Raw genomic sequence first — 6,186 nt, 5'->3', positions numbered from 1 at the left:
CGGAATCCCATCCCCCGGATGGCCAGGCGCTCCAGCGGCTGATCGGGGCGCGTGGTCGCGACGTACAGAACCGCGAAGCGGTCGCGCTCCAGCGCCCCGGCGGGGATCTCCCCCACCGGGGGCTCGAGTGCACGGTCGCGGCGCATCCGGCGCCACCAGCCGACGGCTGCCAGCACGAGCAGGCCGACGGCGACCGCCATGATCACCAGCAGTGCGGCTTCGCGGCTCATGCGACGCCCTCCCGATCGACCAGCTCTCCGTCGGCGACCGTGACGAACCCGCCGTTGACGGTCCATCTCACCTCACCGGGCAGATCGCGACCGAGGTAGGGCGAGTTGACGCTGCGACCGTGGAGGTCATCGCGCGTGAACGTGCGCGCCGGACGCGGGTCGTAGAGCACGAACGCGGCCGGCGCGCCGACCTCGAGCGCCGGCGCCGTCAGGCGCCCGATGCGCGCGGGAACCGCGGACATCACTCGCGCGACATCGGCCCACTCGAGCATCCCGGTGTCGACCATCGTCTGCTGCACGACGCGGAGAGCGCTCTCGAGGCCCACCATTCCGTGGGCAGCTGCCTGCCATTCGCACGACTTCGCCTCCGCCGGGTGCGGTGCGTGATCGGTCGCCACGATGTCGATGGTGCCGTCGGCGAGGCCCTCCCGCACGGCTCGCACGTCCTCATCACGGCGAAGGGGCGGATTGACCTTGAAACGCGGGTCGTATCCGCGCACGAGCTCCTCGGTCAGCAGGAGATGGTGCGGCGTCACTTCCGCCGTCACCTCGACGCCGCGGGCCTTCGCCCAGCGGATGATCTCGACCGACCCGGCGGTGGAGAGGTGGCAGACGTGCAGGCGGGAGCCCACGTGCTCAGCCAGGAGCACGTCGCGGGCGATGATCGATTCCTCGGCGACGGCGGGCCATCCCGCGAGTCCGAGCTCGGCGGATACCGTGCCCTCGTTCATCTGGGCGCCCTCGGTCAGCCGGGGATCCTGCGCATGCTGAGCGATCACGCCGTCGAAGGACTTCACGTACTCGAGGGCACGACGCATGATCAGCGGATCCCAGACGCAGAAGCCGTCGTCGCTGAACACGCGCACACGTGCGCGAGAGCTCGCCATCGCGCCCAGCTCCGCGAGGCGCTCGCCGCGCTGGCCGACCGTGACCGCGCCGATCGGCTGCACGTGGACGTAGCCGGCCGCCTCGCCGAGTGCGAGCTCCTGCTCGACGACGCCGGCGGTGTCGGCGACCGGGGAGGTGTTGGGCATCGCGAAGACCGTGGTGTAGCCGCCGGCCGCCGCCGCGCGCGATCCCGTGAGAATCGTCTCGGACGCCTCGAATCCGGGTTCGCGCAGGTGGGTGTGCAGATCGACGAGGCCGGGGAGAGCGATGAGTCCGTCGGCGTCGACGATGCGCGCGTCCCCCGGCGCCTCCCCGTCGAGAGCCGTGATCACTCCCCCGTCGACGACGAGGTCACGGGCGTCGCCGCCGGAGACCCGCACGCCGCGGTAGACGACGGGCTCTGCGCCGATGTGAGGGATACTCATCGGCCTTCCTCCTTTGCGTTCGCGCTCGAATGGTCCCCCGCCAGCAGGAGGTAGAGCACGGCCATGCGAACGGAGACGCCGTTCGCGACCTGCTCCAGCACGGTTGCACGGGGGGAATCGGCGGCGGCCGCCGAGATCTCCAGGCCGCGGTTCATCGGTCCCGGATGCAGCACCATGCTACCGGGCGGGAGAGCCTCCAGCCGCAGCGGGTCCAGGCCCCAGCGACGGGAATACTCCCGCTCAGTGGGGAAATATGCGGCGTTCATGCGCTCCAACTGGATGCGGAGCATCATGAGCGCGTCCGGCGCGTCGGCGATCGCATCGTCCAGGTCGTATCGCACCGTCACCGGCCAGGCGGTCACGTCCTGCGGCACCAGGGTGGGCGGCGCGACGAGGGTGACGCGGGCGCCGAGCGTCGTCAGCAGCCAGACGTTCGATCGCGCGACCCGGGAGTGGAGGATGTCGCCCACGATCGCGACGTGAAGACCGTCCAGACCGCGACCCCGGCTGGCCGAGCCATGGGTGCGCTTGCGGATCGTGAAGGCGTCGAGGAGCGCCTGCGTGGGGTGCTCGTGCGTGCCGTCGCCGGCGTTGACGACGCCGGCGCTGATCCATCCGCTCGTCGCGAGCGTCTGGGGGGCCCCGGACGCGCCGTGACGGATCACGACGGCGTCGGCGCCCATGGCCTGGAGGGTCTGAGCGGTGTCCTGGAGGGATTCGCCCTTGGACACGCTCGACCCCTTCGCCGAGAAGTTGATGACGTCGGCCGAGAGCCGCTTGGCGGCCGCTTCGAACGAGATGCGGGTGCGGGTGGAGTCCTCGAAGAAGAGGTTCACGACGGTCTTGCCGCGCAGCGTCGGCAGCTTCTTGACCTCCCGGCGCTGCGTGTCGGCCATGTCCTCGGCGACGTCGAGGACGCGGATGGCGTCCTCGCGGGTGAGCGTGCGCGTGTCGAGAAGGTGTCTCATGACCCGATCGCCACCTCGTCGACGCCGTCGATCTCGACGAGCCGCACGTTCACGCGCTCGTCGCGTGCGCTGGGGAGGTTCTTGCCGACGAAGTCGGGACGGATCGGCAGCTCGCGGTGGCCGCGGTCGACGAGGATCGCGAGCCTCACCGCCGCCGGTCGGCCGATGTCCTGGAGGGCGTCGAGGGCCGCGCGGATGCTGCGCCCGGAGAAGAGCACGTCATCGACCAGGATCACCGTTCGTCCATCGATGCCGCCGGGAGGGATCTCGGTGGGATGCGGCGCCCGCGTCGGGTTGCGGTGCAGGTCGTCGCGGTACATGGTCACGTCGAGGGCTCCCGCCGGAACGGGAGCGCCGCCGAAGCGCGATACCAGCCCGGCGATCCGGGCGGCGAGGGTGACTCCGCGCGTGGGGATCCCGAGGATCACGAGCCCGTCGGGCCCCTTGTTCGACTCGAGGATCTCGTGGGCGATGCGGGTCAGTGCCCGGGCGATGTCGGCGTCGTGCAGCACGGTGCGCGTGCTCATCGGCGCTCCCTTCTCCGTCTCACGGGACGGGATTAAAGGATGCGATCACGGTCACTCTATCGGAACCGGTGGCACCGGTCGTCCACGGCCCGTGCGGATCGTCGACTGTTAGGCTTGGCCAGCCCGCTATGACCCCGAAGACCGACGCGAGCGCCCTCCGCGGGGACGCTCCCCCACAGCCCCGCGCGACCGGCACCGTCGACGCGCTCGTCGGCGACCCCGAGCCGGGGAACGGGATCGGCGAGGCCACCGGCAAGGCCATCCTCATCGGCGAGCACTCGGTGGTCTACGGCCACCCGGCGATCGCGCTGCCGATCACGTCCATCGCGGCCCGCGCGGAGGCCGCCGCCACGTCACGGGCCTCGCGCATCGACAGCGAGCTGTTCCACGGCCCGCTCGATGCGGCACCTGCTCGCCTGCTTCCCACCGTCACGGCCGTTCGCACCGCCCTCGCGTCGGCGGGAGCGCCGGATGCGAGGCTTCACGTGCGCATCCACAGCGACATCCCCTCCGAGCGCGGTGTGGGCTCCAGCGCGGCGGTCGCCGCCGCCGTCGTCACGGCCGTCTCGGGCGCCCTCGGTCGCGACCTCGACCCCGACGAGCGATTCGCGCTCATCCAGGACGCCGAGCGCGCCGCGCACGGGGCGCCGAGCGGTCTCGATGCCCGCGCCGTCTGTGCACCCGGCCCGATCTGGTTCCGGCGCGGCAGCGTCGAGCCGATCACCGTCGGGACCGCTCTGCACTTCGTCGTGGCGGACTCGGGGGTGCGCGGCCGCACGCGCGAGGCCGTGGGCGCCGTCCGCTCGCTGCGCGAGTCATCGCCCGAGGTGTTCGACCGTGCCGTCGGGGCGCTCGCGGAGCTGACGGCGCAGGCTCGTGCCGACATCTCGCACGGCGACCTGGACGGACTCGGTTCCGCGATGGATGCCGCCCATCGCCATCTCGGCACCCTCGGCGTCGGTGACCCGGCCCTGGACCACCTCGCGGCCGCCGCCCGCGCTGCGGGTGCCGCCGGGGCCAAGCTCACCGGCGGTGGTCGCGGCGGGTGCGTGATCGCGCTCGCCCACGATCCCGAGCATGCCGCCACCGTCGTGAGACGGATGCGCACGGCGGGCGCTCCCGCGGCCTGGACGACTCACATGGAGGTCGCGTGACCACCGCCACGGCGCAGGCGCATCCCAACATCGCCCTGGTGAAGTACTGGGGCAAGGCGGACACCGCGCAGAATCTGCCCGCGACGGGGAGTCTGTCGATGACTCTGGACGTCTTCCCGACGACGACGACCGTGCGCACCGACACCGGGGCGGCAGTCGACCGCGTCGTGATGAACGGCTCCGAGCGCGGGGGCGTCGTGCGGGAGCGCGTGGTCAGGTTCCTCGATCACGTGCGGCACCTCGCCGGCAGCGATGCCGCCGCCGAGGTGGTGACGCGGAACACCGTCCCGTCCGCGGCCGGGCTCGCCTCGTCCGCGTCGGGTTTCGCCGCGCTGGCGCTCGCGGCGTCGACCGCATACGGACTCGACCTCGACACCCGCGCGCTCAGCCGGCTCGCCCGACGCGGTTCCGGATCGGCGTCGCGATCGATCATCTCGCAGTTCGCGATCTGGCATGCGGGCGACGATGAGCATTCGTTCGCCGAGCACATCGATGCGCCCGAGATCGAGATGGTCATCGCGACCGTCGACGCGGGCGAGAAGGCCGTCTCCAGTCGTGAGGCGATGCGGCGCACCGCGCTGACCTCGCCGTACTATCCCGCGTGGGTGACCTCGACGGCTCAGTCGCTGGCTGCGGCACAGGAGGCGTGCCGCGCCGGAGACCTGGAGCGGCTGGGCCGCATCACCGAGACCAACGCGCTGCGGATGCACGCGGTCATCCAGGGCAGTGATCCGTCCATCCGTTACCTCACGCCGACGAGTTGGTCCATCTTCGACGCGGTCGAGACGCTGCGCCGCGAGGGCGTGCGCGCCTGGGCCACCGCCGATGCCGGCCCGAACGTCTGCATCGTCTGCGCACCGGCGGACACTCCGGCGGTGTCACGTCGCATCAGCACCCTCGCAGACACGGTGGTCGCCCGACCGGGGCCCGGCGCGACCCTGCGGGAGAGATCCGCGTGACGCATCCCTCGCCCGCGCGGATCGTCGTCCGCATCCCCGGGAAACTGTTCATCGCAGGCGAGTACGCCGTCGTCACGCCGGGGCAGCCGGCCGTGCTGGCGGCGGTCGACCTCGGGGTCACCGTGACGTTGGACGCGGCCGCTCCGGCACGCGTGGTGACCTCCACCGGCTACAAGACGCTGACATGGACCCCCGCTTCGCCGGGCATCGACGTGTCGGATGAGGAGCACGGGCTCGAATACGTGGTCGCGGCGCTCACCGTGATGGAAGATCTGCGGCGGGAGCGATCGATCCCCGATGGTGTGTTCGCCCTCGACATCGACAGCGGCCTCGACGACGGCGCCGGACGCAAGTTCGGTCTCGGCTCTTCCGCCGCCGTCACCGTCGGCGTCGTCCGGGCGGTCGGAGGTCATCTCGGGCTCGCCCTGACGCCCGACGAGGAGTACCGCCTGGCCATGCTGGCGACGCTCAGCGTGTCGCCCGATGCGAGCGGCGGCGATGTCGCGGCGAGCACGCACGGCGGCTGGATCTTCTATCGGAGCCCCGATCGCGAGGTTCTCGCGGCCGCCGGTGCGCTCGAGGTGGAGCGCCGCCTGCGGCTTCCCGCGTGGGAGGTCGGCGAGATCGTCCCGATCGAGCCGCCGACCGATCTCGACCTCGTCGTGGGGTGGACCGGCGCACCGGCATCGACCCGGTCGCTCGTCTCCGCCGTCCGCGCGGCCGTCGAACGCGGCGACGTCGACCACCCGGCGTTCCTCTCCGACTCCCGCAGCGCCGTGCTCGCTCTTCGGGATGCGTTCGCCGCCGACGACGCCACCGCCGCCCAAGCGGCGCTCCGTCAGGCTCGGAGGGTGCTGCGGGATCTGGCAGCGGCCTCGGGCGTGGAGATCGAAACGGCCGGCCTGCGTGAGATGTGCGACATCATCGAAGGGATGGGCGCGGCCGCGAAGGCGTCCGGCGCGGGTGGCGGCGACTGCGGCGTCGCGCTCGTGCACCCGACGGTGGAGCGCGATGCGCTCGAGCGTGCGTGGCGCG

The 6,186-nt window shown here is 71.9% G+C and carries 6 protein-coding genes and 1 pseudogene; 3 read left to right on the top strand and 4 right to left on the bottom strand.

All coding sequences use genetic code 11. The annotated features are described in order from the left end of the window. The 4 genes and pseudogenes from B4E30_RS08000 to pyrR all read right to left on the bottom strand — a co-directional run. A pseudogene (locus B4E30_RS08000) lies at nucleotides 1-230 on the bottom strand (hypothetical protein); the annotation flags it as partial. Next, nucleotides 227-1,543, bottom strand: coding sequence for a dihydroorotase (locus B4E30_RS07995; protein ID WP_286794577.1), 1,317 nt, complete (start codon nucleotides 1,541-1,543; stop codon nucleotides 227-229). The pseudogene B4E30_RS08000 and the gene B4E30_RS07995, both read right to left, overlap by 4 nt. Further along, complete coding sequence (locus B4E30_RS07990; RefSeq protein WP_286794575.1) at nucleotides 1,540-2,511, bottom strand: aspartate carbamoyltransferase catalytic subunit; 972 nt, start codon at nucleotides 2,509-2,511, stop codon at nucleotides 1,540-1,542. The genes B4E30_RS07995 and B4E30_RS07990 overlap by 4 nt, the downstream gene beginning before the upstream one ends. After that, the gene (gene pyrR / locus B4E30_RS07985) at nucleotides 2,508-3,038 is read right to left on the bottom strand and encodes a bifunctional pyr operon transcriptional regulator/uracil phosphoribosyltransferase PyrR (RefSeq protein WP_286794573.1); all 531 of its coding nucleotides are present in this window, start codon (nucleotides 3,036-3,038) and stop codon (nucleotides 2,508-2,510) included. Before pyrR ends, B4E30_RS07990 begins: the two co-directional genes overlap by 4 nt. Nucleotides 3,039-3,166: 128 nt before the next feature. Between pyrR and mvk the strand changes: the two genes are divergently transcribed. From mvk to B4E30_RS07970, 3 genes are all read left to right on the top strand, one after another. Beyond that, a complete protein-coding gene (gene mvk, locus B4E30_RS07980; protein WP_194383136.1) occupies nucleotides 3,167-4,192 on the top strand; it encodes a mevalonate kinase in 1,026 nt (341 codons plus the stop codon). Then, nucleotides 4,189-5,151, top strand: a complete 963-nt coding sequence (mvaD, locus tag B4E30_RS07975; RefSeq protein WP_286794570.1) for a diphosphomevalonate decarboxylase — start codon at nucleotides 4,189-4,191, stop codon at nucleotides 5,149-5,151. Before mvk ends, mvaD begins: the two co-directional genes overlap by 4 nt. Next, a partial coding sequence (locus tag B4E30_RS07970) for a phosphomevalonate kinase (protein ID WP_286794568.1) occupies nucleotides 5,148-6,186 on the top strand: 1,039 nt, incomplete at its 3' end. The genes mvaD and B4E30_RS07970, both read left to right, overlap by 4 nt.

The sequence above is a fragment of the Microbacterium sp. UBA3394 genome (assembly GCF_002358725.1).
Taxonomy (GTDB): Bacteria; Actinomycetota; Actinomycetes; order Actinomycetales; family Microbacteriaceae; genus Microbacterium; species Microbacterium luteum.
Note: the sequence above shows the minus strand (reverse complement) of the source record. Positions and strands in the feature narration are given on the sequence as shown.